29 protein-coding genes are annotated in these 26,127 nt (G+C 74.4%); 13 read left to right on the plus strand and 16 right to left on the minus strand.

The genetic code is table 11. From position 1 onward, the window contains the following. Positions 1-88 precede the first annotated feature (88 nt). Together IR158_RS05165 and IR158_RS05170 are read right to left on the minus strand one after the other, a co-directional pair. Positions 89-1,030, minus strand: a complete 942-nt coding sequence (locus tag IR158_RS05165) for a DUF4349 domain-containing protein (RefSeq protein ID WP_291810395.1) — start codon at positions 1,028-1,030, stop codon at positions 89-91. A gap of 62 nt (positions 1,031-1,092) precedes the next feature. Continuing rightward, positions 1,093-2,004: an AlkA N-terminal domain-containing protein gene (locus IR158_RS05170; protein ID WP_291810583.1), complete on the minus strand. Its 912-nt coding sequence runs from the start codon at positions 2,002-2,004 to the stop codon at positions 1,093-1,095. Positions 2,005-2,458: 454 nt separating this feature from the next. Between IR158_RS05170 and IR158_RS05175 the strand changes: the two genes are divergently transcribed. The 3 genes from IR158_RS05175 to IR158_RS05185 are packed head-to-tail and all read left to right on the plus strand — an operon-like array spanning position 2,459 to position 4,234. Then, positions 2,459-3,103, plus strand: a complete 645-nt coding sequence (locus tag IR158_RS05175) for a DUF6518 family protein (RefSeq protein WP_291810397.1) — start codon at positions 2,459-2,461, stop codon at positions 3,101-3,103. 33 nt (positions 3,104-3,136) lie between these two features. Continuing rightward, positions 3,137-3,661: a methylated-DNA--[protein]-cysteine S-methyltransferase gene (locus IR158_RS05180; protein ID WP_291810399.1), complete on the plus strand. Its 525-nt coding sequence runs from the start codon at positions 3,137-3,139 to the stop codon at positions 3,659-3,661. Positions 3,662-3,700: 39 nt separating this feature from the next. After that, the gene (locus tag IR158_RS05185) at positions 3,701-4,234 is read left to right on the plus strand and encodes a DUF1697 domain-containing protein (protein ID WP_291810401.1); all 534 of its coding nucleotides are present in this window, start codon (positions 3,701-3,703) and stop codon (positions 4,232-4,234) included. A 6-nt stretch (positions 4,235-4,240) separates the two neighbouring features. On the opposite strand, the gene IR158_RS05190 is transcribed toward IR158_RS05185, so the two are convergent. From IR158_RS05190 to IR158_RS05205, 4 genes are read right to left on the minus strand one after another with little or no spacing between them, the layout of a single operon-like run. After that, positions 4,241-4,972 carry a hypothetical protein gene (locus tag IR158_RS05190; protein ID WP_291810403.1) on the minus strand — a complete coding sequence of 244 codons (732 nt, stop codon included), beginning with the start codon at positions 4,970-4,972 and terminating at the stop codon, positions 4,241-4,243. Then, positions 4,972-5,565, minus strand: a complete 594-nt coding sequence (locus IR158_RS05195) for a SigE family RNA polymerase sigma factor (protein WP_291810405.1) — start codon at positions 5,563-5,565, stop codon at positions 4,972-4,974. The genes IR158_RS05190 and IR158_RS05195 overlap by 1 nt, the downstream gene beginning before the upstream one ends. Further along, entirely contained in the window at positions 5,562-6,707 is a 1,146-nt protein-coding gene (locus IR158_RS05200; protein WP_291810408.1) for an amidoligase family protein, read from the minus strand. The genes IR158_RS05195 and IR158_RS05200 overlap by 4 nt, the downstream gene beginning before the upstream one ends. Positions 6,708-6,711: 4 nt before the next feature. After that, a complete protein-coding gene (locus IR158_RS05205; RefSeq protein ID WP_291810411.1) occupies positions 6,712-7,263 on the minus strand; it encodes a hypothetical protein in 552 nt (183 codons plus the stop codon). 191 nt (positions 7,264-7,454) lie between these two features. On the opposite strand from IR158_RS05205, the gene IR158_RS05210 reads away from it, so the two are divergent. From IR158_RS05210 to IR158_RS05225, 4 genes are read left to right on the plus strand one after another with little or no spacing between them, the layout of a single operon-like run. After that, positions 7,455-8,651 (plus strand): zinc-dependent alcohol dehydrogenase, encoded by a 1,197-nt coding sequence (locus tag IR158_RS05210; protein ID WP_291810413.1) that lies wholly within the window; start codon positions 7,455-7,457, stop codon positions 8,649-8,651. Positions 8,652-8,679: 28 nt separating this feature from the next. Continuing rightward, entirely contained in the window at positions 8,680-9,714 is a 1,035-nt protein-coding gene (locus IR158_RS05215; RefSeq protein WP_291810416.1) for an NAD-dependent epimerase/dehydratase family protein, read from the plus strand. A 39-nt stretch (positions 9,715-9,753) separates the two neighbouring features. After that, entirely contained in the window at positions 9,754-10,278 is a 525-nt protein-coding gene (locus IR158_RS05220; RefSeq protein ID WP_291810418.1) for a thioredoxin domain-containing protein, read from the plus strand. 51 nt (positions 10,279-10,329) lie between these two features. Beyond that, complete coding sequence (locus IR158_RS05225; RefSeq protein WP_291810419.1) at positions 10,330-11,175, plus strand: SDR family NAD(P)-dependent oxidoreductase; 846 nt, start codon at positions 10,330-10,332, stop codon at positions 11,173-11,175. A gap of 41 nt (positions 11,176-11,216) precedes the next feature. Here IR158_RS05225 and nhaA read toward each other — a convergent pair whose 3' ends face one another. Together nhaA and IR158_RS05235 are read right to left on the minus strand one after the other, a co-directional pair. Then, positions 11,217-12,590, minus strand: a complete 1,374-nt coding sequence (nhaA, locus tag IR158_RS05230) for a Na+/H+ antiporter NhaA (RefSeq protein ID WP_291810421.1) — start codon at positions 12,588-12,590, stop codon at positions 11,217-11,219. 90 nt (positions 12,591-12,680) lie between these two features. After that, entirely contained in the window at positions 12,681-13,127 is a 447-nt protein-coding gene (locus IR158_RS05235; protein ID WP_291810422.1) for an HIT family protein, read from the minus strand. Positions 13,128-13,274: 147 nt separating this feature from the next. Between IR158_RS05235 and IR158_RS05240 the strand changes: the two genes are divergently transcribed. Further along, positions 13,275-14,039 carry a hypothetical protein gene (locus IR158_RS05240; RefSeq protein WP_291810423.1) on the plus strand — a complete coding sequence of 255 codons (765 nt, stop codon included), beginning with the start codon at positions 13,275-13,277 and terminating at the stop codon, positions 14,037-14,039. A 55-nt stretch (positions 14,040-14,094) separates the two neighbouring features. On the opposite strand, the gene IR158_RS05245 is transcribed toward IR158_RS05240, so the two are convergent. Continuing rightward, a complete protein-coding gene (locus tag IR158_RS05245; protein ID WP_291810425.1) occupies positions 14,095-14,658 on the minus strand; it encodes an NYN domain-containing protein in 564 nt (187 codons plus the stop codon). Positions 14,659-14,780: 122 nt separating this feature from the next. Between IR158_RS05245 and IR158_RS05250 the strand changes: the two genes are divergently transcribed. Beyond that, on the plus strand, positions 14,781-15,326 hold the full coding sequence (locus tag IR158_RS05250; RefSeq protein WP_291810428.1) for a MarR family transcriptional regulator: 546 nt from the start codon (positions 14,781-14,783) through the stop codon (positions 15,324-15,326). Positions 15,327-15,407: 81 nt separating this feature from the next. Continuing rightward, positions 15,408-15,953 carry a flavodoxin domain-containing protein gene (locus IR158_RS05255; RefSeq protein ID WP_291810432.1) on the plus strand — a complete coding sequence of 182 codons (546 nt, stop codon included), beginning with the start codon at positions 15,408-15,410 and terminating at the stop codon, positions 15,951-15,953. Positions 15,954-15,957: 4 nt separating this feature from the next. Here IR158_RS05255 and IR158_RS05260 read toward each other — a convergent pair whose 3' ends face one another. Beyond that, positions 15,958-16,839 (minus strand): serine/threonine-protein kinase, encoded by an 882-nt coding sequence (locus IR158_RS05260; protein WP_291810435.1) that lies wholly within the window; start codon positions 16,837-16,839, stop codon positions 15,958-15,960. Positions 16,840-17,059: 220 nt separating this feature from the next. Here IR158_RS05260 and IR158_RS05265 point away from each other — a divergent pair, with 220 nt between their 5' ends. From IR158_RS05265 to IR158_RS05275, 3 genes are read left to right on the plus strand one after another with little or no spacing between them, the layout of a single operon-like run. Further along, positions 17,060-18,223 carry a ferrochelatase gene (locus tag IR158_RS05265; RefSeq protein ID WP_291810438.1) on the plus strand — a complete coding sequence of 388 codons (1,164 nt, stop codon included), beginning with the start codon at positions 17,060-17,062 and terminating at the stop codon, positions 18,221-18,223. 42 nt (positions 18,224-18,265) lie between these two features. Further along, the gene (hemQ, locus tag IR158_RS05270) at positions 18,266-18,976 is read left to right on the plus strand and encodes a hydrogen peroxide-dependent heme synthase (RefSeq protein ID WP_366928410.1); all 711 of its coding nucleotides are present in this window, start codon (positions 18,266-18,268) and stop codon (positions 18,974-18,976) included. A 22-nt stretch (positions 18,977-18,998) separates the two neighbouring features. Then, positions 18,999-19,412, plus strand: a complete 414-nt coding sequence (locus IR158_RS05275; protein ID WP_291810441.1) for an META domain-containing protein — start codon at positions 18,999-19,001, stop codon at positions 19,410-19,412. 18 nt (positions 19,413-19,430) lie between these two features. On the opposite strand, the gene IR158_RS05280 is transcribed toward IR158_RS05275, so the two are convergent. From IR158_RS05280 to IR158_RS05305, 6 genes are all read right to left on the minus strand, one after another. Continuing rightward, entirely contained in the window at positions 19,431-20,729 is a 1,299-nt protein-coding gene (locus IR158_RS05280; protein WP_291810444.1) for a Glu/Leu/Phe/Val dehydrogenase, read from the minus strand. A gap of 35 nt (positions 20,730-20,764) precedes the next feature. Then, positions 20,765-21,274: a hypothetical protein gene (locus IR158_RS05285; protein WP_291810446.1), complete on the minus strand. Its 510-nt coding sequence runs from the start codon at positions 21,272-21,274 to the stop codon at positions 20,765-20,767. A gap of 156 nt (positions 21,275-21,430) precedes the next feature. Further along, positions 21,431-22,471 (minus strand): LacI family DNA-binding transcriptional regulator, encoded by a 1,041-nt coding sequence (locus IR158_RS05290; protein WP_291810449.1) that lies wholly within the window; start codon positions 22,469-22,471, stop codon positions 21,431-21,433. Between the two features lie 158 nt (positions 22,472-22,629). After that, a complete protein-coding gene (locus IR158_RS05295) occupies positions 22,630-23,541 on the minus strand; it encodes a carbohydrate ABC transporter permease (RefSeq protein WP_291810451.1) in 912 nt (303 codons plus the stop codon). Then, positions 23,538-24,569, minus strand: coding sequence for a carbohydrate ABC transporter permease (locus tag IR158_RS05300; protein ID WP_291810454.1), 1,032 nt, complete (start codon positions 24,567-24,569; stop codon positions 23,538-23,540). Before IR158_RS05300 ends, IR158_RS05295 begins: the two co-directional genes overlap by 4 nt. Positions 24,570-24,715: 146 nt before the next feature. Further along, a complete protein-coding gene (locus IR158_RS05305) occupies positions 24,716-26,026 on the minus strand; it encodes an extracellular solute-binding protein (protein ID WP_291810456.1) in 1,311 nt (436 codons plus the stop codon). Positions 26,027-26,127 lie beyond the last annotated feature (101 nt).

Genomic DNA, 26,127 nt, shown 5'->3' on the forward strand with positions numbered 1-26,127 from the left:
AGATTACGACTGGTGGCTGCGGGGGCGACAGGACCTTCGGGCATGCGGGGGCCCGCCGGGTGTCCGTCCCGTGCCGTGCCGGCGGGTGTCAGACGCTCTCGGACGGGGCTGTGGACGGGCCGGTCGGCGGGCCCACGGGCGGCGGCGCGCCGGTCGTCGCCGAGGGGGCGGACGCGGTCCGGCGGCGACGGCGCCACACCACGACGGCGGCGCCGACCAACGCACCCAGCACGAGCCACGGCAGCAGCACGCCCACCACGACGAGGAACCCACGCACCGTGGCGGTGAAGGCCGCCCAGCCCGTCTCGAGGCCGTCGAGGAACGTCGCCGGGGACTCGTCGACCGGCTCGGGTGCGCGCTCGGGCGCGTAGATCTCGACGTCGACCGTGGACAGTGCGACCCGGTCCGCCAGGCGTGCGCGCTCGGACCGCAGGCGCTCGAGGTTGGCCTGCCGGTCGGTCAGGGCGCTCTCGGCCTCGATGATCTCCCGGGTCGTCGACGCGCGACCCAGGAGACCCGACATGCGCTCGACGGACAGCTCGGTCGCCGCGATGCGCGCGTCCAGGTCCTCGGCCGCGTTCGTGACGTTCTCGGTCTCGACCAGGAACTCCCTGACCTCGCCGATCTCGCCCAGGTCCTCGGGCAGGTCCGCCATCGACCTCGACGGCACGCGCAGGGTCAGCGACGCGCTGCCGGGGTCACCCTGCCCCGAGCCGGAGCGTTCGTAGCGGGCGTCGACGCGGCCCTCGAGCCGGGTGACCAGGACCACGACCTGGCGGGCCGCCGCGACGGGATCGGGGGCGGTCATGGTCGCGCGGGCCGTCTGCACGACCTGCTGCCCGTCCTCGCCGTCGGCGTCCTGGGCCGTGTCGTCCCCGCCCTCGGCCCGGCCGCCCTCGGCGCTGAGGGCGGCGACGTCGTCGGCCGCGGCCTGGTCCGCCGCGCCCTCGGAGCTGCCGCCGGCGCTGCACCCCGTCAGGGCGGCGAGCACGGCGACGGTGGCCACGAGGGTGCGGGTGCGGTGCGTCATGGCCGCACGCTAGGGGCGGGACGCGCCGCGCGGGCCGGAACACCGGGATCGTGACCGCCTCGTCACCGGATCGCGCCCGCTCCGAGGCCCGGCTCACCCGTCCGGCCCTGGACGGGGCCCGCACCGGTCGCGCCGTCCCGGGGTTGTCGGGTGTCCGCATACCCCACCGCCGACCACAGGTGCGTCGCGGCGAACGCGCGCCACGGCGACCACGCGCGGCCGGCGGCCGCGACCTCGCGCGCGTCGGGCACGTCCAGCGCGCGGCGCAGGACCAGGTCTCCCCAGGGGAAGGCGTCGCGGTCCCCGAGCGCGCGCAGCGCGACGACGTCCGCCGTCCACGGGCCGATGCCCGGGATCGCCAGCAGCTCCGCCCGGACCTCGCCGAGGGGTGCGCCAGGGGCCAGGACGAGGCCTTGCGCGCACCGGACGGCGAGCGCGTGGACGGCGCGTGCTCGGACGTGCGGCACCCGGAGCACCGCCTGCAGCGCCACGGGGTCGGCTGCGGCGAGGTCGTCGGGGCGCGGGAACGCCGTCAGTCCCGAGACGTGCGGCCGGCCGTAGGCGGCGGCGAGCCGGCCCCCGGTCGTGCGCCCAGCGCGCAGGGACACCTGCTGGGTGAGCACCGCCTGCACGGCCGCCTCGAAGCCGTCGGGGTGGCCGGGGACGCGCAGGTGCGGGCGGGCCGTGAGCAGCGGACCCAGCACGGCGTCGTCGCCGAGCGCCTCGTGCACCGGGGAGAGGTCGTCGTCGAGGCCGAACCACCGCGCGGCCAGGTGGTCGCCGGCCTGTGGCCGGCCGGGTCCGTCGAGGTGCACCTCGACCCCGGCGGTCGTCAGACGGGCGGTGACGGGCACCGGACCCGCGCCGAGGTCCACGAGGCGCCGCACCGTGCCCGCGGCCACGTCGACCTCCTCGACGCCGGGCACGGCGCGCGCCGCGATCGACGCGAGGGCTGGTCCGGGCTCCAGGGGCATGCGCACGACGACACGCTAGCTGCGGGCCCTTGGTCGGCCCCGGCGTCTCTGCCTGCCGAAACGCGACGGCAAAGTCCTGGTCGCGAACTGGTCGCATGTTCGAGATGCGGAGGTCACGTGGGAGTGCCATCCTCTGGGAACAGTCGATCGCGGTACCACCGCGACCGGCCGTCTGCGGGTCCGACACCCACGTCATTCCGCACGTAGCAAGGGTCCGGCGAGAGCCGGGCCGGCCCCCCGGGGTCAGAGAGACCGCCACGCCTCGTGCCGGCGAGACGGCTCTCCCGCCAGGTCCCGCTCCCTGCGCCAGGGGGCGGGACCGGTCGTGTCGGGACGGCTGCGCGACCTGTGCCCCCGGGTGGGTGCCCGACGTCCTCCCGTGGGGGGACAGGCCGGTCCCGCAGGCCGTCCGCGGACCGATGCGCACCGGGCCGCCGGACGCCAGGATCGTGGCATGGCGGTCTGCGACACCCTGGACGACCGGCCCGTCACCGTGGCCGGCCCGGCGGGAACCCGCGTGCTGGCGCTGGCGGTCGTCGCCGGGCTCGTGTCGGGTGTGCTCACGTCGTTCGGGCAGGCGGTCCTGCCGGGGCCCCTCGCGGGCCTGGCGAACGCGGTCGCACCGTGGCTCGTCGTGCCGTTCGCGGTCGGTGCCCTCACGCGGCGCTGGGCGTGGGCGCTCGTGGCGGGAGCCGTCGCGTGCCTGGGCCAGGTCGTCGGCTACTACGTGACGGCGGACCTGCGCGGCTTCCCGGTCGGCACGACGCGGGCCCTGTGCTGGCTGCTGGCGGGGCTGCCGGGCGGGGTCGTCGCCGGGGTCGCGGGGTGGTCGTGGTGGCGCTCCGGGCGTGGTGCCGCGTCCGTGTGGTCCGGGCGGGAGCGCGGGCTGGGCGGCGCCGTGCTCGTCGCGGTCTGGCTGGCGGAGGCGATCGTGACGTACGCGATCGGGCTGCGGTACCCGGGCCACGCGCTCGTGTTCGCCGGGGTCGCGGTCGTCGTGCTCAGCCTGCTCGGGCTGCGCGGACGGCAGCACGGGGCGGTGGCGCGGTGGCTGGGGCCGGTCGCCGTGCTCGGGTGCGTGGGCTTCGGAGCGCTGTAGCGGGGCCCCCGCGTGTCGGTGGTCCGCGGCAGGATGGCGTCCGTGACGACGTACGCGGTGGTGCCCGCACCGTTCGGGCCGGTGGCCGTCGGGGTGACGGACGGCGCGCTGACGGACGTGCGGTTCCCGCACGCGGACGGCTCCGCGGCCACCGACGGCCTGGGGGAGCGCGTCGACCCGGCGGACGACCCCGTGCTGGCCGGCGCGGTGCACCAGCTCGCCGCGTACCTCGCGGGTGAGCTCCGGGAGTTCGACCTGCCGCTGCGCTACCGCGGCAGCGCCTTCCAGCAGCGCGTGTGGGAGGGTCTGCGCGCCGTCCCGTACGGCACGACGACGACGTACGGCGCCCTCGCGACGTCGCTCGGGCTCGACCCGCGGACGACGGCACGCGCGGTCGGTGCCGCGAACGGCGCGAACCGGCTGCCGATCGTCGTGCCGTGCCACCGCGTGATCGGCGCGGACGGCACGCTCACCGGGTTCTCGGGAGGCGTCGAGCGCAAGCGCGTGCTGCTCGCGCTGGAGGCGCGTGTCGCGTCGGGCACCGGCACGCTGTTCTGAGCAGCGGACGAGGCCGTGCCGATCGACCGGAGGACGCAGATGACCGTGATGGTGGCGCTGCTGCGCGGCGTGAACGTGGGTGGCGCCACCCGCGTCCCGATGGCCGACCTGCGACGCGTCGTCACGGACGCCGGCTACGGCGCCGTGCGCACCTACGTCAACAGCGGCAACGTGCTCCTGACGGCGGGCGGCACGGACACCGAGGAGGTCGCGGCGGTGCTGCGCGCGGCGTTCGCCGAGGCATTCGACCTCGGCCCCGACGTGGTCGTCCGCACGCGGCAGGAGCTGCACGCCGTCGTCGGCGCCAACCCGTTCCTCGACCGCGACGACGACCCGACGCACCACCACGTCGTGTTCCTGCCCGGCACGCAGGTCGCGCGGGTCCCGGAGGTCGAGGTCACGGGACCCGAGGACCTGGCTGCCGTCGGCCGCGAGCTCTACCTGTACCTGCCGCACGGCATCGGCCGCAGCGAGCTCGCGGCGCGCCTCTCGCGCCGCGGCGGCCCGCGCGGCACGGCGCGCAACTGGCGCACCGTGACCACGCTGGCGCGGATGGCGGACGAGACGTCCTGACGCCGCTCAGCCCTGGCCGCCGACAGGACCCGACGGCGGCAGCGGCAGCGCCTGACCCTGGTGGACCGCCGCCGCCGCGCGTGCCTTGGCCTCGCTCACGTCGACGCCCCACAGCTCGGCCAGCGCGAGCGCGTCCTCCCACACGTAGCCCGCGGCCCACAGGGCCTCCAGCCGGGCGCCGGGCGTGTCCGTCGTCATCGAGCCGGGCGCGACGGGCGGCGCCAGCCCGTCGAGCAGCATCTGCCCGGCACGCGCCTTGGTCTGCGTCGTGTCCGTGCCCCACAGCTCCTCGAGCGCGGTGACGTCCTCGATCTCGAACCCCGCACCCCACAGAGCGTCGTGCTGCTCGCGCGTGTAGCCGTCCGGCATGACGCTCCACTCGAGGCCGACGGCCCGGACGACGTTCTCGACCGTCTGGGCCATGGGCGAGTACGGGTTCGCCGCTGCAGCGGCGCCGGCGCCGGTGACGGCCAGGGTCGACGTGACCACCCCGACGGCGGCGATGCGCGCACCCCGGCTGGACCTCAGACGGGCGGCCGCACGGTGCGACGCCGGTTGCGCGGCCAGGCGTGCCTCGACGCGCGCCGCCACCTCGGCGGCGTCGGGCGCCGACGCGTCGTGGGAGCGCAGCGACCGGGCGATGCGCTCCGCCAGGAGGTCCCGGTGGGGGTCGTCGGTCGTCCGCGACGGCCCGTCGCCGTCGCGGGCGCCGGGGACTGCTCGCAGGTGCTCGGTCATCAGGACTCCGTGGTGAGGTCGGCGACCCGCAGCGTGGCGAGCGCGCGGGACGCGTGGGAGCGGACGGTCGCGGCAGAGGTCCCCAGGACCTGGGCGATCTCCGGGTCGGCGAGGCCCTCGTAGTACCTCAGCACCAGGACGGTGCGTTGGCGCGGGGGCAGCTCGGACAGCCGCCGCCACAGGGCGTCGTCCTCGACGACGCGGTGCGCGTGGTCGTGCGCGGGGTCGGCGTGCGCCGCGAGCACGTCGTCGCTCGACGGGTGCACGGTGCGCACGTGCCAGCGCCGCCGCCACGACCGGTGCTCGTTGGTGACCATGCGGCGCAGGTACAGGTCGGGCCGTTCCATGAGCCCGATGCGGGTCCAGCGCACGTGCGCCCGCAGCAGGACCTCCTGCACGAGGTCGGCCGCGGTGTGCCCGTCGCCGGTCAGCACCGTGGCGTACCGCAGCAGCCCGGGCAGGTGGGCCCGCACCACCTCGTCGAGGTGGTGCTCCGGTGTGCCGCTCGCGACCGAGCCGGTCGCGGCGTGCAGCGGCCGGACCACCGGGACCGCGGCGCTGTCGGGGCGGGCCGTCTGGGTCCACACGCTCATCGCGTCACCTCCCGGCGCCCGTCGGCGAGCGCGTCGAGCGCCCCCGTCGGGTCGTGGACGGCGTCGGCGCCGGGTGGGGGCACGGGGCGCGCGTCGAGGCACCGCAGCAGCAGCCGCTCGACCACGCGCGCCCGGCGGACCACGTCGTGACCGTCGATGGAGCCGGGCAGCACCCGCACCTCGACCGTGTCGCGCAGGGGCCGCGGGCTGACGAGCTGCGTGAGGTTGACGTCGGCGTACTTGGTCAGCCCGACCGTGTGCGCGTCGCGCTGCAGCCGCGCCCAGCCCTCGGGCGTCGGGGGGTGGTCGCGCTCGACGAGGTCGACGAGTGCTCCGGGCAGCGGTGCCAGCCGGCGGCACGCGGGGTTGGTGCCCAGCGCCTCCCACAAGGGCTCCCGCCAGTGCGCGAACAGCCGCACGAGGTTCGCGAACGCCGCCGGGTCCCGGAAGGGCCCGCCGTCGACGTGCACGTGCACCGCGGCCTCGTGCGGCACGGTGAACCCCAGGTCGCGGGCTGGGGCCAGGAGGTTCTCCAGCGCCCGGGCGTGGGCGCGCTCGAGCGGCGGCGTCACGACCTCGCACGGCCGCTCACGTCCCGGGGGCAGGGCCATCGCGACCGCGATGCTCGCGCCCGTCGCGTCGTTGACGCGCGCGGCACCGGGGAACGCCTCGACCGTGGCACCGAACAGGTCGGCGACAGGCCGCAGGACCTCCGCGAGCGGCGCGTCCGGGTCCGCGTGCCGTTCGACGAGGCGCAGGAGGCGCGGGTCGTCGCACAGCACCCGGTACCACCCCCGGTGCCCGGGCAGGTCACGCCTGCCGGGCACCGGGGCGAGGTCCGCCTCGATGGTGACGTCGTCGACGAGCCGGGCCAGCGGCCGGCCGCGCCCGTCGACGACGTCGAAGGCGGGGGACAGGTGGCGGAAGACGCCGACGCCCGGCACGGCCGACGGCTCGCTGTCGGTGTGGAAGGACCGTCGCACCGCACCGCCGCTGCGGGCGGCGAGGACGTCCGCGAGGGCCTGCCGGTCGGACCCCACGGGTGCGAGCAGCTCGATCTCGACGCCGGTGCGCAGCGTCAGGCCGTCCGTCTCGATGGTCGTCTCCTCGCGGTGCAGGTGGTCCAGCATGCCGGACGTCATCGGGTCAGGACCCCGAGGTCGCGGTGCCGCTCGGCGCGACGGGCAGCGTCTGCCCGTCGACGAGCGCCTGGCCGGCCCGCGCCTTGGTCTCGGCGTCGTCCGTGCTCCACAGGGCCGAGAGCTTCTCGACGTCCTCGTACGTGTACCCGGCCGACCACAGCGCGTCGAACGCGACGGACGTGGCGTCGGCACCGGCCTCGGGGTAGGTGCCCGGTGTGATCGGCAGGGTCTGCCCGTCGGCGAGCAGCTGCCCGGCACGGGCCTTCGTCTCGATCATGTCCAGGTCCCACAGCTCGGAGAGGTGCTGCGCGTCGCCCCACGTGTAGCCGGCGTCCCAGAAGGCGGCGTACTGGTCGGGCGTGTACCCCTGCGGCATGCCCTGCCACTCGATGCCGACGCTCTGCAGCGCGCCCGACACCGTGCGCGAGACGGCCGACTCGGGTGCGACGGCCAGGGCGCCTCCCGCGCAGGCGACGGACATGCCCGCGGTGAGGGCGCCGACGGCCACGAGCCGGCGACGGCGTCGGGCGGGGCTCGGGGTGGGGGTCGGGTTCATGGTGGCTCCTCCAGGTTCGGTGACTGCGTGCACCGTGGAAACGCGGCTCGCGTCCCGGATGTGGAGCGGTCGCGTGAAGTGCTCGCCCCGCGGACGTCCCGGCGGCGCGCGGCGCCACCTGCGGATGCGAGCCGGGCGGACCGGTGCGACGGTGGCTGACGACCTGGACGAGCGAAGAGGACGGTGGGCCGGTGCGGGCACTGACGTGGCAGGGACGCGAGCAGGTGCGGGTCGAGGACGTCCCCGACCCCCGGGTTCAGGAGCCGACCGACGCGGTGATCCGTGTGACGTCGACGGCGGTGTGCGGCTCGGACCTGCACCTGTACTCGGTCCTCGGAGCGTTCCTGAAGCCGGGTGACGTCCTGGGCCACGAGGCGATGGGCGTGGTCGAGGAGGTGGGCCCGGAGGCCGCTCGGCGCCTGAAGGTCGGCGACCGGGTCGTCGTCCCGTTCGGCATCGCGTGCGGCACCTGCCACATGTGCGCGCTGGGCCTGCAGAGCCAGTGCGAGACCACGCAGGTGCGGGGCGCCGGCAAGGGGGCGGCGCTGTTCGGGTACACCTCCCTCTACGGCAGCGTGCCGGGCGGGCAGGCGCAGTACCTGCGCGTGCCGCAGGCGCAGTACGGGCCCGTCGTCGTGCCCGACGACGGGCGGCCCGACGAGACGTACCTCTACCTCTCCGACGTCCTGCCCACCGCGTGGCAGGCCGTCGCCTACGCGGACGTGCCGCCGGGCGGCACGGTCGCGGTCGTCGGGCTGGGTCCCATCGGCCAGATGGCCGCGCGCATCGCGCTGCACCGCGGGGCCGAGCGCGTCATCGGGATCGACATCGTCGCCGAGCGGCTGCTCATGGCGTCGCGCCACGGCGTCGAGGTCCTCGATGCAGCCCGCACGGACGACGTCGTCGGCGCGGTGCGGGACCGCACGCACGGCCGGGGGGCGGACGCCGTCGTGGAGGCCGTCGGCATGGAGGCGCACGGCTCGCCGCTCGCGGCCGCGGGTCAGCGCGCCGCAGCCTTCCTGCCGGACACCCTGGCGCGCCCGCTCATCGAGAGGGCGGCCGTGGACCGCATGGCGGCGCTGCACACCGCGATCGGGGTCGCGCGCCGTGGCGCGACGGTGTCGGTCGTCGGTGTGTACGGCGGCGCGCTGGACCCGATCCCGATGATGGACGTGTTCGACCGCCAGCTCACCCTCCGCTTCGGGCAGGCCAACGTGCGGCGCTGGTACGACGACCTGCTGCCGCTCGTGGCCGACCCGTCCGACCCCCTCGCGGTCGCGGACCTGCGCACGCACCGCGTGCCGCTCGAGCAGGCTCCCCAGGCGTACGACGTGTTCCAGCGCAAGGCCGACGGCTGCATCAAGGTCGTCCTCGACCCGTCGTCGTGAGCGACGCAGCACCCTGCGGGAGGTACCCATGAGAGTCGTGGTCGTCGGTGCGAGCGGCAACGTCGGCACGGCCGTCCTGCGTCGGCTCGCGCAGGACTCCACCGTGACCTCGGTGGTCGCCGTCGCGCGTCGGGCACCGCAGGACCGCCCGCCGCCGCCGTACGACCTCGCGACGTGGGTGGCGTGCGACATCGGTGCCGACGACGCGGCCGACCAGGTCGTCACCGCGCTCGCGGACGCGTTCGCCGGCGCGGACGCCGTGGTCCACCTGGCGTGGGCGCTGCAGCCCACGCACGACCGTGCGCGCCTGCTGGCGACGAACGTCGTGGGGACGCACCGGGTGGTGCGCGCGGCCGTGCGGGCCGGGGTGCCGCACCTCGTGGTCGCGTCGTCCGTCGGGGCGTACTCGCCGTCGCCGGGTGACGTCCCACGGGACGAGACGTGGCCGACCGACGGTGTGCCGTCCTCGCAGTACAGCGTCGACAAGGCCGCGGTGGAGGCGCTGCTGGACCGTGCGGAGGCGCAGACCTCGCTCGTGGTCGCGCGGGTGCGCCCGGCGCTGGTCTTCCAGCGTGCGGCGGGCCACGAGATCGCCCGCTACTTCCTGGGACCGTTCGTGCCGGGGCGGGTCCTCGACGGGCACGTCCCGGTCCTGCCCTGGCCGCGCGGCGTGCGCGTCCAGGCCGTGCACGCCGACGACCTCGCCGACGCGTTCCGCGAGGCCGTCGTCCGCCAGGTGCGCGGCGGGTTCAACGTCGCCGGACCGGGGGTCGTGCGTGGCCCGGACGTCGCCGCGCTCGTGTCCGACGGGCGCCTGCGTGAGGTCCCCGCCGCCCTCGCACGCGCCGCGCTGTCCGCCGGGTGGCGCGCGCGGGTGGTACCGGTGGGGCCCGGGTGGCTCGACCTGGGGATGTCGGCGCCCGTGCTGGACACGACCCGTGCCGAGCGTGAGCTCGACTGGCGCCCGCGCTTCACGGGCGTGCAGGCGCTCCACGAGATCGTCCGGGGCATCGCGGACGGTGCCGGCACGGCGAGCCCACCGATGCGGGCGCGCGGCGGCTGACGGCGTGCGGCGACCGTCGCCACGCGGCACGCTGGGCGCATGACGTCGCCCGACCTCACCGAGGTGAGCACCGACCCCGACCGCCACGTCCTGGGCGAGCCCGACGCGCCGGTGACGATCGTCGAGTACGGCGACCTCGAGTGCCCGTACTGCCGTGACGCGGAGCCGGTGCTGCGCCGGCTCGTGGAGGAGTCCGGCGGGCGGGTCCGGCTGGTGTGGCGGCACTTCCCGCTCTTCCAGGTGCACCCGCACGCGCTCGCCGCGGCGCTCGCGGCCGAGGCCGCGGGGGCGCAGGGGCAGTTCTGGTCGATGCAGCAGCTGCTGTTCGCGCGCCAGGACGCCCTCACCGACGACGACCTGGCGGGCTACGCGCGCGAGCTGGGCCTCGACCCGGAGCAGATCGTCGGCGCACCGGCGGACCGGTACGCGCGCGCGGTGCAGGCCGACTACGAGAGCGGCATCGAGCTGGACGTCCCGGGCACGCCGACCCTGGTCGTCGACGGTGTGCCGTACCAGGGTCGCATCACGCTCGAGGACCTGCGGGCGGTCGTCGACACGGCGTGACGCGGTGGGCGCGGGTGGCCGCCGCTGGGCACCGTGGGCCACCATGGGCTCGTGACCGCCGCGCCCGACCTGCCCACCCCTCTTCCCGTGCCGCGCACGGCGCTGGTGACCGGCGCCGGTCGGGGCATCGGCCGCCGGCTCGCGCTCGCGCTCGCGCGCGAGGGCTACGCGCTGGGACTGGTGGCCCGCACGCGTGAGCGCCTCGAGGAGGTCGCGGACGAGGCCCGGGCGCTCGGTGCGCCGGTGACGGTGGCCGCGGCGGACCTGGTCGACGCGACCGCGGTGGCGGACGCGGTCGCGCGCGTCGAGGCGGGGCTGGCCTCGCAGGGTGGCATCGGCCTGCTGGTCAACAACGCCGGCGTCATCGAGCACGCCGAGCTCCCGTTCGCGGCGGACGACGTCGAGGACGTGTGGCGCGTGGTCGAGACGAACGTGCGGGGTCCGCTGCTCGCGACGCACGCCGTGCTGCCCGGGATGCTCGCGCGCGGCGGGGGCCGCGTGCTCAACATGAACTCCGGTGCGGGGCACCGCGCGATGACCTCGTACACGGGCTACGCCATCAGCAAGGGCGCTCTCGCGCGCCTGACGACGCAGCTGCACCGCCAGTACGCGGACGCAGGTCTGCGGGTGCTGGACCTCGCGCCCGGGGTGGTCGCGACCGACATGACCGCGGCGATGCCGGTGCACGCCGAGCGCACGGACTGGACGTCGCCGCAGGAGGTCGCGGCCCTGGTCCTGGGGTTCGCGGGCGGTGACCTCGATGCGCTGTCGGGGCGCTTCGTGCGTGCGGGCGTCGACACGGTGGCGTCCTTGCGCGAGCACGCCGAGGCGATCGTCGCCGCGGACGCCCGCACGCTGCGGCTGGCGACCTGGGGGCCGGACGACCCGGCCGTGTGACGTGACCGGCCGCCGCGGCGGCCGCGGCGTCGGACGGGGCGTCAGTCCGCCGGGCGCGGGGCGACGGGCTGCTCGACCTGCCGCCAGGGCAGGGGCGGCAGGGTCGGCGGCAGCTGCGGCGGCGTGCACAGGGACAGCCGCTCCCCGAGCCAGCGCAGCAGCAGCGAGCCCGCCACGGCAGCGACCAGGGAGCCCGCGAGCACCCCGATCTTGGCGTGCTCGAGGAGCACGGGGTCGTCGAACGCGAGCTGCGCGATGAACAGCGAGATCGTGAAGCCGATGCCGGCCAGCACGGCACCGCCCATGAGGTGGCCCCACCGCACGCGCCCGGGCAGGTCACCCAGGCCCAGGCGCAGCGCGAGCGTCGCGGCGCCCGTGATGCCCACGGCGTTGCCGACCACGAGCGCGACGGCGACGCCGATGGTCAGTCGGGACGAGAAGGCGTCGGCGAGCGTGGCAGGGTCGAGGCGCACGCCCGCGTTGGCCAGGCCGAAGAGCGGGACCACCACGTACGCGCTCCACGGGTGCAGCGCGCGCTGGAGCCTGTCGCCCGTCGGCACGGCCGCGCGCCCGGCGAGCTCCGCGGCGTGCTCGCGGTCCGCGCCGCCCTCGGACAGGAAGCGCCGCGCGTGCTGGGCGACCGCCTCGCGCCGTCGCTCGTGCGGCAGCGACGTCGGCACGAGCAGCCCGACCAGGACGCCCGCGATCGTCGCGTGCACACCCGACGCGAGCACCGCCACCCACAGGGCCAGCCCGACGGCCACGTACGGCGCGAGGCGCCACACGCCGCGGCGTCGCAGCACCACCAGCACCACGACGAGCACGCCGGCCGCCGCGAGTGCCCGCGCGTCGACGTCGTCCGTGTAGAACACCGCCATCGCCGCGATCGCGCCGATGTCGTCGACGATCGCGAGGGTGAGCAGGAACAGCCGCAGCCGGTCGGGGCAGCGCGGCCCGAACAGGGCCAGGACCCCCACGAGGAACGCGGTGTCCGTCGACATGACGACGCCCCACCCGTGGGCGGCGTCCGTGCCGGCGTTGAACGCGAGGAAGATCAGGACCGGCACGACCAGCCCGCCGACGGCGCCGAGCGCCGGCACGGCGACCGCCCGGGGGTCGCGCAGCTCTCCCCGGGTGACCTCGCGGTTGATCTCGAGGCCGACGACGGCGAAGAACACGGCCATGGCGAGGTCGTTGACCCAGTGCTGCAGGTCGAGCTCGAGGCGCGCGTCCCCGAGGAACACGCCCGCCGGTGCGTGCCACAGGGCCGTGTACGCGTCGCGCCACGGGGAGTTGGCCCACACGAGCGCGGCGAGCGTGGCCACGAGCAGCACGACCGCACTGCCGGCCTCGGTGGCCAGGAACGTGCGGAGCGCGGGCGCGACGGTCGCCCGGCGCGGGTCCTGCCCGCGCATCACCCGAGCGCGGAGCGCGGGCCACCGGGCGGCCGCGCTCAGCGCGGTCCCCCGGCCGCGGGCGGCGCCGTCAGGGGGTGGACCACGGGCTCAGAGCGCGGGCGACGACGCGTCGGCGGGGACGTGCGCGCCGTGCCCCGCAGCGCGCAGCGCGTCCCGCAGGCGCTCGGCCGCCGCGTCGAGGTCCGCCGCGGGCACGTCGTGCCGCGCGTGGTCGAACGAGAGGCTCGACTCGTCCCAGGCGGGCAGCACGTGCAGGTGCAGGTGGGGGACCTCGAAGCCTGCGACGAGGAGCGCGGCGCGCGGCGCGTCCCACGCGGTGCGCTGCGCACGCCCGACCGTCTTGGCGACGGTCACGAGGTGGGCCAGCAGGTCGTCGGGGGCGTCGGTCAGCTGCTCGACCTCGTCACGGGGGACCACCAGGGCGTGACCGTCGGTGATGGGGGCGATGGTGAGCAGGACGACCGCGCGGTCGTCGGCCCAGACGAAGCGTCCGGGGATCTCGCCGTCGATGATGCGGGTGAACAGCGTCGGCATGGGCCACACGGTAGCGCGTCGACTTCCGAAGGGCTCCTGAAACGTTTACGGCGATACGGGAGTCTTGTCCCTGCGCCGATGACGGCCTAGGAATCGCATGTGCGTCTGCAAACCGTCCCCGTGCCCACCCGTCCGACGACCGCGCGCGTGAGGTCCGCCGCCGCCGTCGCCCTCGCGATCGGCCTGCTCGCCGCGTGCTCCGCGGGCACCGAGCCCCAGACCGGCGACGCCGCGCAGGTCACCGCGGCCGAGACCCCCACGATGCTGGCGAGCGCCCCGGTCGAGATGGCGGCCATGGAGCCGCCCGAGTGCCTGTCCGAGGGCATCGCCTACGCCACCGTGGGCAAGGACGCGGCCACGACGACGGTCGCGTGGGCCGGGTCCGGCGACCGCGGCGTCCTGTTCGCACCCCAGGTGGACGGCGACGTCTGCCAGTGGTCGGGCGAGCTCGCCCGGCTCGCGGGCGCCGGCTACCTCGTGGCCACGTACGACTGGGGCGCGTCCGGCGAGGTCGGGTTCCAGGCCGCCCTGGACGTCCTGAAGGCCACGGGCGCGCAGAGCGTCGCGTTCGTCGGCGCGTCCGCCGGGGGCACGCTCGCCGCCGGGATGGCCGACGACCTGGGAGCCGTCGCGGTCGTCGCGCTGAGCCCGCCGGCCGTGTACGGCGAGGTCGACGCGCGGGCCGAGGCCAACCAGTTCACCGGCCCGCTGCAGGTGTTCTCCTCGACCGACGACCCCCAGGTGCCCGCGGCCGACAGCGCGCTCGTCGTGCGCAACGACAAGACGTCGATCGTCACCGAGGTGTCCGGCACGGCCCACGGGATCGAGTTCATGGCGCCCGACGGCTACCACGCCGACCACGTGCGCACGACGATCGACGAGGCCCTCACGATCGGCTTCGGCGAGGGCTGAGCCGCCAGGTCCCGACGTCGGCCGCGCCCGTGCCCCGGGCGCGGCCGACGTCGTCTCACAGGTAGCGCAGCGGGTCGAACTCCTCGAGCGGGATGATCCGCAGCCGCGGCAGCTGCACGTTGAACGCCGAGACGTCGGTCTCCAGGTCGAACGTCTGCAGCCCACGGGCCGTCAGGCCGGCGAGCGACTGGCTCGTGAACTCGCGGAACGCGAGCAGCCCCACGCGCCGTCCCGCGTCCACGAGCTGGGCGACCTCCGGAGCGAAGTCGCCGTCGTGGCTCGCGAGCAGGACGTCACCGTCCCGGTCGGCGATCGCGTCGAGCGTGCGCTTGATGCCGATGTCGACGACCTTCTCGTACGACTCGCCCGACAGCGGGATCGGCACGAACCCGATCGCCGTGAGCGCCTGCACGAACGACATCGGCAGCGAGCCGTTCGACGCGTTGAGGAAGAACAGCGCCTTGACCGGCTGGTCCCACGTCTGCTGCGCGAAGCTCAGCACCCGCTCCCACCGCGGACGCTGCTCCGGCGTCGGTCGTCCGCCGAGGATCGAGGAACCGAGCGTGGCGTCGATGTTCTCGCCGTCGACCAGCAGGTAGGTGGTGCCCGTCTCGCTCATCGCACCAGCGTAGACGGGCCGCGCCGAGCCGGGTCCCGTGGTGTCATGATGCGTCGTCGGCGGGGTCCGACGGCGACGACGCGTCGCGGGGCGCTGCTCCCGTGCGAGGAGGGGGACCGGCCATGCCCGATCACGACGTCGCCGCGAGCGAGCGATCCTCTCCCTCCGACGTCCGCACGTCGGTGGCCGCGTGGGAGGCGCTGTTCCGCGCCCAGGTCGCACTCGTGCGCCGGTTCGCGCGCCACGACGTGTGGGGCGGCATGAGCATGCGGGAGTACGACGTGCTCTACACCCTGTCGCGTGCGGACGGCCAGGCGCTGCGGCTGCGGGAGCTCGCGCAGTCCAGCCTCCTGACCCAGCCCAGCCTGTCGCGGCTCGTCGACCGGCTGGAGAGCGACGGGCTCGTCCAGCGTGAGCCCGTCGAGGGGGACCGGCGCGGCACGGCGGTCCACCTGACCGCCGAGGGGCGGGCGCGGCAGCGGGAGATCGGGCGACGGCACGCCCGGGCGATCGACGCGCTCGTCGGCGGTGCGCTCGACGCCGACGAGCTCGCGACCCTCGAACGGCTGTGCACCCGGCTCCGGCTCGCCCAGGCCGACCTCCCCGACCCGGTCGGTCTGACGGACGACGGCGCCGCCGACCTCCGACGTGCCGACGGGGACCTCTGACCCACGACACGCAGGCACCCCCCGGCAACGATGGGATCCCGTGGGCACGAGGGCCTGCGGGGGGACGGCGAGGAGGGCACGATGCGCATCCTGGTGACGGTGGCGTCGCGCCACCATGGCACGTGGGAGATCGGCGAGGTCATCGCGCGACGGCTGCGCGAGCGCGGCCACCAGGTCGACCAGCACGCACCCGAGGACGTCACGAGCATCGCCGACCACGACGCGGTCGTGATCGGGTCTGCCGTCTACACGGCGCACTGGCTGCCCGCCGCGCGCGACCTGGCCCAGCGGCTCACCGACGAGCTGCGTGCGCGCCCGGTCTGGATGTTCTCCTCCGGCCTGGCGACACAGCCCGCCAACTCGGCGAACTCCCCGCTCGAGGTCGCGGCACTCCGGGAGCGCATCGGCGCACGGACGCACCGCAGCTTCCGTGGGCGTCTGGACCGGTCCCTGCTGTCGTTCACCGAGCGCGCGATCATCGCCGGCGGCCGTGCGCGCGAGGGCGACCACCGCGACATGACGGCGGTCGCGGCGTGGGCGGACGAGATCGCCGACTCCCTCGACCCGGACGCCGCTCCGAACCGGCCCGTCGCGGCGGCCACGCAGGGTCGACCGGTCCGGGCGTGAGGGGTCAGGAGACCCGCAGGGCCCGTTCCCGCTGACGGCGCAGACCGCGCAGCTCGGCGGCGGCCGCGACCATCGTGGGCCGCTGCACGGGATCGGTGCGGGTCATCGCGCGCAGCAGCGCAGCGAAGTCACGGTCGAGGTCGTCGGCGATCTGCGGCGCGTGCAGCAGCCGGGCCAGCGACGCCGTGAGCGGGTCGCCCGGGAACGCGCGCCGCGCCGTCAAGCACTCGAGGAGGACCAGGCCCAGGGAGTACACGTCGCTCGCGGGCCCGGCCTGCTCACCCAACGCCTGCTCGGGGCTCTGGTAGCTCGCCGTGGCACGGTCGTCCGTCCGGCTCGCCGGGTACGCGGCGTCGGACGCCGCGATGCCGAAGTCCGCGAGCACGACCGGCAGGGCCGGTGCGTCGCGTCGCCCCGACGTCGGCGTGGTGTCGGCCACGAGCACGTTCGAGGGCTTCACGTCGCGGTGCACGACACCGGCACGGTGCGCGTGGGCCAGGCCCTGCGCGAGCTGGTGCCCGACGTCCGCGGTCGTCGCGGCGTCGAGGGGACCGTCCGCGACGAGCTCACGCAGCGTGCGGCCCTCGACGAGCTCCATCACGAGGAAGGCGACCGGTCCCGTGGCGGGTGTCACGTCCGCCCCCACGTCGAGCAGGGCGACGAGGGACGGGTGCGACAGGTCGGCCAGGACCCTGGCCTCCTGCGCGTACCGCCGCACCTGCGACGGGTCGGCGCCCGCCAGCCGGAACAGCTTGATGGCGACCTGCCGGTCGAGACGCGTGTCGACCGCCCGGTACACCTGCGCGGATCCGCCCTCCCCGAGGCGATCGGCCAGCACGTAGCGACGCGCCAGCTCAGGTGCGGCGTGCCGTCCGGCGCGCGTCACAGCTTGCTCATCGGTCGTGCTCCGGTTCCTCGGGGTCGCGGCGCGCGGAGGTCGCACCATGACGACCGTATTGCCGTCGACCGGACCCCGCACACGGAGACGCCGGAACCACCCGGACGCGTTCCCGAGGTGACGCGGTGTCGTGACAACGTCACGTCGAGGACGACCCCGTGGGCAGGTCGCTGCCCGGACACGATGGGATGATCGGACGGTGCTTCCCGTGACACCACCCACGACCGATCTGCCCGCAGACCCGTCCGCCGCCGGGCTCGCACCGTACGACGCCGTCCTGCTCTACTCGTTCGGCGGCCCGAACGGCCCGGACGACGTCCTGCCGTTCCTGCGCAACGTGACCGCAGGCAAGAACATCCCGGACGAGCGCCTGGCCGAGGTCGCCGAGCACTACCACCACTTCGGGGGCCGCAGCCCCATCAACGAGCAGAACCTCGCGCTGCGGGCGGCCCTGCAGGACGAGCTGCGGCGCCGCGGTCTCGACGTCCCTGTCGTGTGGGGCAACCGCAACTGGGAGCCCTACACGCGCGACGCGCTCGCCGAGGCCCGCGCCGCGGGCGCGCGCCGGGTCGTGGCGCTCGTGACGTCGGCGTACTCGTCGTACTCCGGCTGCCGCCAGTACCGGGAGAACCTCTGGACGGCGCTGGACGAGGTCGCCACCGGCGACGGGGACGCGCTCGTGGTGGACAAGGTCCGCTCCTACTTCAACCACCCGGGCTTCGTCCAGGCCAACGTCGACGCGGTCGTCGAGGCGTACGAGGGCACGCCCACCGACGCCCCGTGGCCGCGCCTCGTGTTCGTCACGCACTCGATCCCCGACACGATGCAGGACGCGTCGACCGTCGCCGGTGCGTCGTACCGCGAGCAGCACCTGGACGTCGCGCGCACGGTGGCTGACGCGGCCTCGGGACGGCTCGGCCGTCGGGTCGAGTGGGACCTCGCGTACTGCTCCCGGTCGGGCCCGCCCAGCCAGCCGTGGCTCGAGCCCGACGTGAACGACCACCTCGCGGCACTCGCCGCCGCGGGCACGACGTCCGTGGTGCTCTCGCCGATCGGCTTCGTCTCCGACCACATGGAGGTCGCGTTCGACCTCGACACGGAGGCGCTCGAGACCGCGCGCGAGCTCGGCATGACGGCCGTGCGGGCGGACTCCGTCGGCGTGCGCGAGCCCTTCGTGCGCGGCCTCGCCGACCTGCTGCTCGAGCGGGCGGCGATCGCGCGGGCCGACGACGCGGGCCTGCCGCGCCCTGCCGAGGCGACGGTGGGCCAGCTGCCGCCGTTCCGTTCGGTCTGCGTGCCCGGGTGCTGCCGGATGCGCGACGGCGTCGACTCGGGCCGCCCGGCGGCCTGCTCGACGGACCCCTGGACCTGACGTCATCGCCGACGCCCCGCCCCACCCCACGACGGAGACCCTGTGACCACGCACGCGACCGCACCCGACACCGACGCCCTCAACACGACGATCCGCTACACGATGTGGTCGGTCTTCGCCGTCGACGGACCGCTGCCCGCCGACGCCGACGCCCGCGCCGGGGTCGTCGCGGACGCGCTGCGTGCGGTCGCGTCCGACGACGGGCTGGTCGTGCGGGGCTGGTACGACGTGGCGGGCCTGCGTGCGGACGCCGACCTGATGGTCTGGTGGCACGCGGAGACCGTCGAGCAGGTGCAGGGCGCCTACCACCGGCTGCGGGCGAGCGCCCTCGGCGCGGTCCTCACACCCGTGTGGTCGGTCGTCGGCCTGCACCGCCCCGCCGAGTTCAACCGCGCGCACGTGCCGGCGTTCCTCGCCGGCGAGCCGGCGGGCGACTACGTGTGCGTCTACCCGTTCGTGCGGTCGTACGACTGGTACGTGCTGCCCGACGAGGAGCGGCGTCAGATGCTCCACGAGCACGGTGCCGCGGCCCGCGGGTACGCCGACGTGCGGGCCAACACCGTGGCGTCGTTCGCGCTGGGGGACTACGAGTGGCTGCTCGCGTTCGAGGCACCCGAGCTCCACCGCATCGTCGACCTCATGCGCGACCTGCGCGCGACGCAGGCCCGGCGGCACGTGCGCGAGGAGGTGCCGTTCTACACCGGCCCGCGCGTCGAGCTCGAGGAGTGGGCGCAGCGCCTGCCGCGCGCCTGAGCGCGGGATGTCATGATCGAGCATGCGTGATGACGGGCACGACCGGTCGACGTCCCTCGATCCCTCGGGCGAGGTCCCGGACGCCCCCTGGCTGCACGGGACGTGGCGGGTCGTCCGCCTGGACGGTGCCGTGCCCGCCGCCGGCACTCACGGACCGCCGTGGCTCACCTTCGACGGCGACGGCGTCGTGTTCGGTCACGCCGGCGTCAACCGGGTCCGGGGGACGTGGCGGCTCGACGGCTCGGCGCTGACCTTCGGGCCGGTCGTCGCGACGCTCATGGCGGGCCCACCCGAGGCGACGGCGACCGAGCGGGCCGTGCTCGGCGTGCTCCAGGACGGTGCCACGGTGACGCCCGGCGACAGCGCGTTCACGCTGCGGACGGCCGCTGGGCGGACCGCCGAGCTGGTGCGCGCACCGGCTGACGGGCTGCGCTGACCCGCGCAGGGAGTCCGCTCAGGGGTACAGGCCGCGGATGAGGTGCGCCTCGGCCACGCGCCGCACGCCGATCGTCATCGCGGCCTCCCGCAGCGTGACGGACTCGGCACGGGCGAGTGCGGACACCGCTGCGTGGCTCGCGAGCATCCGCTGCTCGAGCCGTTCGGCGATCTCTCCCTCGGTCCACCAGTACGCCTGGTTGGCCTGCACCCACTCGAAGTAGCTGACCACGACGCCTCCGGCGTTCGCCAGGATGTCGGGCACGACGACGATGCCGCGCTCGGCCAGCACCCGGTCGCCCTCGCTGGTCGTCGGGCCGTTGGCGCCCTCGACGACCCAGCGCGCCTTGACGTTCGCCGCGGTCGTGCCGTCCAGCACACCCTCGACGGCGGCCGGGACCAGCAGGTCCACGTCGAGAGCCAGGAGCTCCGTGTTGCTCAGGGGCTCCGCGTCCGCGAACCCGGTGACGGACCCGGTGCCGGCGACGTGCTCGAGGAGCGCCGGCAGGTCCAGGCCGTCGTCACGGCGCACGCCGCCGTGCTCGTCGCTGACCGCGACGACGCGGGCGCCGGCCTCGTGGAGCAGCCGCGCGGCGTGGGACCCGACCTTCCCGAAGCCCTGCACGGCCGCGGAGACCTCGGACAGCTCGACGCCGTCGGCGCGCAGCGCCGCGCGGGCCGTGTGGACGACGCCCTGCGACGTGGCCGTCGGGCGGCCGAGAGAGCCGCCGACCGCCAGGGGCTTGCCCGTCGTGACCGCCGGGATCGTGAACCCGCGGTTGACCGAGTACGTGTCCATGACCCAGGCCATGGTCTGCTCGCTCGTCCCGATGTCGGGCGCCATGATGTCCCGCTCCGGTCCGATCATCGGCATGATCTCGCTCGTGTAGCGGCGGGTGATGCGTTCCAGCTCGGCTGACGAGTGCGCGTGCGGGTCGATCGTGACGCCGCCCTTCGCGCCACCGTAGGGGACGTCGACGACCGCACACTTCCACGTCATCCACATCGCGAGCGCACGGACCTCGTCGATGTCCACGCCGGGGGCGTATCGCAGCCCACCCTTGCCGGGACCGCGCGAGATGTTGTGCTGCACCCGGTAACCCGTGAAGACCCGCACGCGGCCGTCGTCGCGTCGCAGCGGGACGGCGACGCGCAGCTCACGACGCGGGGTCGCGAGCACCTCGTGCAGGTCGCTGTCGTAGCCGAGGATCTCGACCGCACGCGCCAGCTGGGCCTGTGCGGTCGCCAGGGGAGCGGTGCCGGGGTCGGGCTGGGCGGTCGCACCGTCGGGCGTCGGGGGAGAGGAGGGGAGGGCCATGCCCCACCCTGGCACGTCGACCGGCGCCCCACCCGTCAACACAGCCGGACGTCCGTGACCCACCGGACGATGTCGCCGCCCAGGTGGCGGCTGTGCCGTGCCGGCACCACCACGCACGATCCGAGCGAGTCGTCGGCGTGCACCGGGGCGACGGACAGGTCGGTGGAGCGGCAGTTGACCACACGGGCGGACCACGGCGACGGGAACGCCAGGTAGTACGACGAGACGTGGTCGCACCACGCCTCGGCGTCGTCGATGGCGGCCGACGTGGCGACGTCGTCCTGGTCCGCCACGGACGCACGGTCCCTCACCGTCGTGTCTGCTGCGGTCGGTGCGCGGGGCGCGACATCACGCGCGGTGGCAGCCGTCAGGAGAGCGGTCGCCGCGGCCGCCACCACTGCGAGGGCGAGCCTGCCACGGTGGTGCGCGCGGGCTCCCCGGTCGGCGAGCAGACGCTCGCGGCGGCTGGTCGCTGCTGCGTCGCGCTCCGGGTGACGCGCGGCCGCGGGCACGTCGTGCTCACCGGGACGGGGGGTACGGAGCATGGCGTCTCCTCTCGGCTCCCGCCGAGGCGCTGACGGGAGCGCCACACTCCGTTGTGCGGCGCCGCGACCACCATGGCGTGGTGACGTCGGGCTGTCAAGAATTGACAGCACTAGGTCAGCGCGAGTACTGACTCGCCCCGGGCCGGCGCCGGGAGATCACGCGGACGCGCGCACCACGAGCTCCGGCGCGAAGATCAGCGGCTCCCTGTCCGGGGCTCCGTGCAGCTGGTCCAGCAGTCGCGCACCGGCCGCGCGGGCCATCGCGACCACCGGCTGGATGACGCTCGTCAGCGGCGGCGTCGTCGACGCGGCCACACCGAGGTTGTCGTAGCCCACGATCGCCACGTCTCCCGGGACGTCACGCCCGAGCTCGGCGAGGACCCCGAGCGCGCCGGTGGCCATGAGGTCGGAGGCGATGAAGATGCCGTCGACGTCGGGGAAGCGTGTGAGCAGGTCGCGCGCCGCGTGCGCACCCGAGGTGATGGTGAAGTCGCCGTGCACGACCGCCGACTGGTCCAGGCCGGAGGCCTCCATCGCCAGCCGCCACCCGGCGAGCCGGTCGATGCCGGCGGACATGTCCTGCGGTCCGGCGATGGTCGCGATGCGACGGCACCCCCGGTCGATGAGGTGCTGGGTGGCCAGCCGCCCACCCTCGGTGTTGTCCGTGTCGACGTACTGGACGTCCTCGTCCGAGGCCGACAGCGGCCGCCCGACGAAGACGTTGGGCACCCGCGACGTCAGGAGCGCCCGGTCGAGCTCGTCGTCGCGGTGGTGCGACACGACGATGGCGCCGTCCACGTGACCGTTGCGCAGGTAGCGGATCGTCCGCTCGCTCTCGCCCGGACGGGCGATGACGAGCACGACCTGGATGTCCGAGTCGGCGAGCGACGTGCTCAGGCCGTTGAGCGTGCCCGCGAAGAACGGGTCGGACAGCACGCGCTCGTCGGGCTCGGGGACGACGAGTGCGATCGAGTCGGTGCGTCGCGTGACGAGCGAGCGCGCCGCGCGGTTGGGCGTGTAGCCGAGGTCGGAGACGGCGGCCTCGACGGCGGACAGCGCCTCGGGGGAGACCCGCAGCCCGCCGTTGATGGCGCGTGACGCCGTCGACCGGGAGACGCCTGCGCGTTCGGCGACCTGCTCGAGCGTGGGTGCGTTCGGGCGTGCGAGGTCCGTGCGGGTCGGGACGATGTCGACCACCTTTGGTCATCCCCTCCTGTGGCTGCCGGGCAGCGTGGACGTTCTTGCGGCCCGGGGCACCGTGAAGCTACCGCGCACGATGCGCAGGTTACCTGGTGCCGAGCTGGTGGGCCGTGGTCGGGCGCTCGGGAGTGTGCGCCCGACCACGGTGCAGGGCATCAGCCCTTCACGGCTCCCGCCATGATCCCGGCGACCAGCTGGCGCCCGGCAAAGATGAACAGCACGATCAGCGGCAGCGTGACGAGGAACACGCCCGCCATGACGAGCGAGTAGTCGACGAAGTAGTTCGCCTGGAGCAGACGGACCGCGACCGGCAGCGTCGGGTTCTCCGGGTTGAGGACGATCGACGGCCAGAAGAAGTTCGTCCACTGGGTGACGAACGTGAACAGCGCCAGCATCGCCATGGCCGGCCGTGCCGACGGCATGGCGATCGACCAGAACGTCCGCAGCATCGACGCCCCGTCGACACGGGCGGCCTCGATGAGCTCGTAGGGCAGTGCCTCCTGGAGGTACTGGGTCATCCAGAAGACGCCGAACGCCGTGACGAGCGCCGGCACGATGACCGCCTGCAGCGTCCCGATCCACCCGATCTTCGCCATGATGATGTAGAGCGGGATGACGCCGAGCTGCGTCGGCACCGCCATGGTGGCGATGACGAACACGAGCAGCGGCCCGCGCCCCCGGAAGTTGAGCTTCGCGAACGAGAACCCGGCGAGCGTCGAGAACAGCACCGTGGCGGCCGCCGTGATCAGCGAGACCAGGAGCGAGTTCCGGAACGCCTTCCAGAAGTCGAAGGCGTCGGAGTTGATGACCTTCGAGAAGTTGTCGAAGAGACTCGCGTCGGGCACCAGCTGCGGCAACGGGCTCTGCGCGAGGCTCACGGGGTCGGACGACCCCAGGAGCAGCGTGTAGTAGATCGGGCCGATGCCGATGAGCACGGCCGCGCCCAGGAGCACGTACGTGACCACGCCCGGACGCCGGTTGTAACCGCCGGTCTTCCCGCGACGGCTGCTGGCCGCCTTGGCCGCCCTGGGTCCGGCGGTCTGGTGGATGACGGGGACGGAGCTCATGCCGACCTCCTCGAGCTACGCGCAGCGGCACGGCGCTGGCGACGGGATGGACGGCCGGTCCCTGCGGACGAGATCCGGTTCGTGATCGCGAAGTTCGCCAGGCCGATGATGACGACGACGATGAAGAGGAGCCACGCGACCGCTGCCGCCCTGCCGAGGTTGCGCTGGGTGCCCCAGCCGACGTCGTAGAGGTAGAGCGTCGTGGTCATCCACTGCTGCGAGGCGCCGCCACGGCCCTGGGCGTCGAACACGCGCGGCTCGTCGAAGATCTGCAGGCCGCCGATGGTGGAGGTGAGGATGACGAAGATCACCGTGGCGCGGATCTGCGGGACCGTCACCGAGAAGAACTGCCGAACGCGGCCGGCGCCGTCGATGATCGCGGCCTCGTACAGCTCACGCGGGACGGCCTGCATGGCCGCGAGGAAGATCAGGGTGTTGTACCCGGTCCAGCGGAAGTTCACCATCGAGGCGATGGCCACGTGGCTCGCGAGGGGGTCGACGTGCCACCGGATGGGGTCGACCCCGAACGCGCCGAGCCAGCTGTTGATGAGGCCGGACTGGTCGGCGAACATGCGCCCGAAGATGAGGCCCACGGCCACGGGGGCGACGACGTACGGGAGCAGCACGCCCATGCGCCAGAAGGTCTTGGCGCGCAGGTTCTGGTCGAGGAGAGCCGCCAGCACGATCGCCACCAGCACCTGCGGCACCGACGAGAGCGCGAAGATCGAGAACGTGTTGCGCAGCGACTTCCAGAAGGTCGCCTGCCCGAGCACGTCGGTGTAGTTCTGCAACCCGATGAAGTCGCCCTGACCGCCCAGCAGCTTCCAGTCGTACACCGACACGAACGCCGTGTAGATGAGCGGGAACAGGCCGGTGATGGCGAAGATGATGAAGAAGGGGGAGATGTACAGGTACGGGGAGAGCTTGACGTCCCAGCGGGAGAGCCGCTGGGAGAAGCCGACCCGTCGCGGCGCACGTGGCGCGCCTTGTGGCGCTGACCGCGTGGGCGCGGGTGACTTGACGGACATGACGGACCTCGCGTGGGGAGCCGGGACTCAGGGCCGCGTCCTGCCGGCGGCCCTCGGACGTCGGTGGCGGTGATCGCGTACCGCCACCTGAGGACCGGCCGGGGACGTCGGTGGACGTCCCCGGCCGGTCCGGGTGAGTCAGAGACTCAGAGACCCAGGCTGTCGAACGCCGAGACTGCGCCCTGCCAGCCCGCCGCGGGGTCCTCGCTCTTGTCGACGTCCACGCGGGCGAGCGCGTCGGTCACCGTCTGGTGGATCTGGAAGTAGTTCGGGCCCTTGAACTGGGTCACCGAGATCGCTGCAGCGCGGTTCGCGAAGATCTCGCCGACCGGTGCGTCGTTGAAGAACTCGTTCGTGGCGGACTTGAGGTCCTCGGACTCCCACGCCTCGACCTGGCTCGGGAAGGTGCCCGCGTTCTCGAACGCCTTGACCTGCGTCTCGGGCGACGTGAGCCACGCGGCCAGCTTCTTGGCCTCCTCGACGTTCTTGCCCGAGGCGGGCACCGTCAGGTACGAGCCACCCCAGTTACCGCCACCGCCGGGGAAGACGTCGGCGACGTCCCAACCGGTGACACCGCCCGCGCGCTCCTCGATCGGGCCGGTCATCCAGGCGGGGCACAGCATCGTCGCGAAGCCGTTGCTCTGGAACGCGGCGTCCCAGTCGGGGCTCCACTGCGTGAGACCGGCCGACAGGTCGGCGGACGCCGCGGTGACCTGGTCGAACAGGTCCTTGATCTCCGTGTTGTCACCGAGGGACTTCGGCGTGCCGTCGCTCTCCTCGTACGGGTTCTCGACCTGGTTGACCATGCCCTGGAACGTGGCGGACGCCGAGTCGAACCACGCGACGTCGGGCGAGGCGGCGGTGAACGTGCGGCCGACCTCGAAGTACTTGTCCCACGTGGCGCCCTCGCCGCCGAGCAGCTCGGCGACCTCCGCGCGGTCGGTGGGCAGGCCGGCGGCCTCGAACAGGTCGGCGCGGTAGCAGATGCCCTCGGGGCCGATGTCCGTGCCGTAGCCGATGAGGCGGCCGTCCTCGGACGTCGCGGCCTCCTGCTTCCAGGTCTCCCAGCGGCCCTCGACCGACGGGTCGGTCAGGTCCTCGAAGGCGTCGGCACTGGTGAGCAGCTCGGGCAGCCAGTCGACCTCGATGGCCTCGACGTCGGCGAGACCGGCACCGCCGGCTGCGAGCTTCGTCGTGAGGTTGGTGCGGGCGTCGGCCGACTCGGCGGCGCGCGTCTGCTTGACCGTGACGTTCGGGTTCGCCTCGGTGTACTCGGCGAGCAGCTCGTCGGTGTAGCCGAAGTTGTTGAACGTCGCGACGGTGAGCGTGACCTTGCTGTCGCCGCTCGCTGCGTCGTCGTCGGCCTCGCTGCTCTCACCGGAGCAGGCGGTGCTGAGCAGCGAGATGCTCATGACGCCAGCGGCGAGCGCCCACGCCTTGCGTGTGGTCTTGCGCACAATGACTCCCTTGTCAGTCGGACGGCTGCGTCGCCGTACACCTTGTCCGCGTCCCGCCCGCCGACCGATTCCGGCCGGGACGAGCGTCGCGCGTTGGGGCT

It is taken from the genome of Cellulomonas sp., from assembly GCF_015234515.1.
Taxonomy (GTDB): Bacteria; Actinomycetota; Actinomycetes; order Actinomycetales; family Cellulomonadaceae; genus Cellulomonas.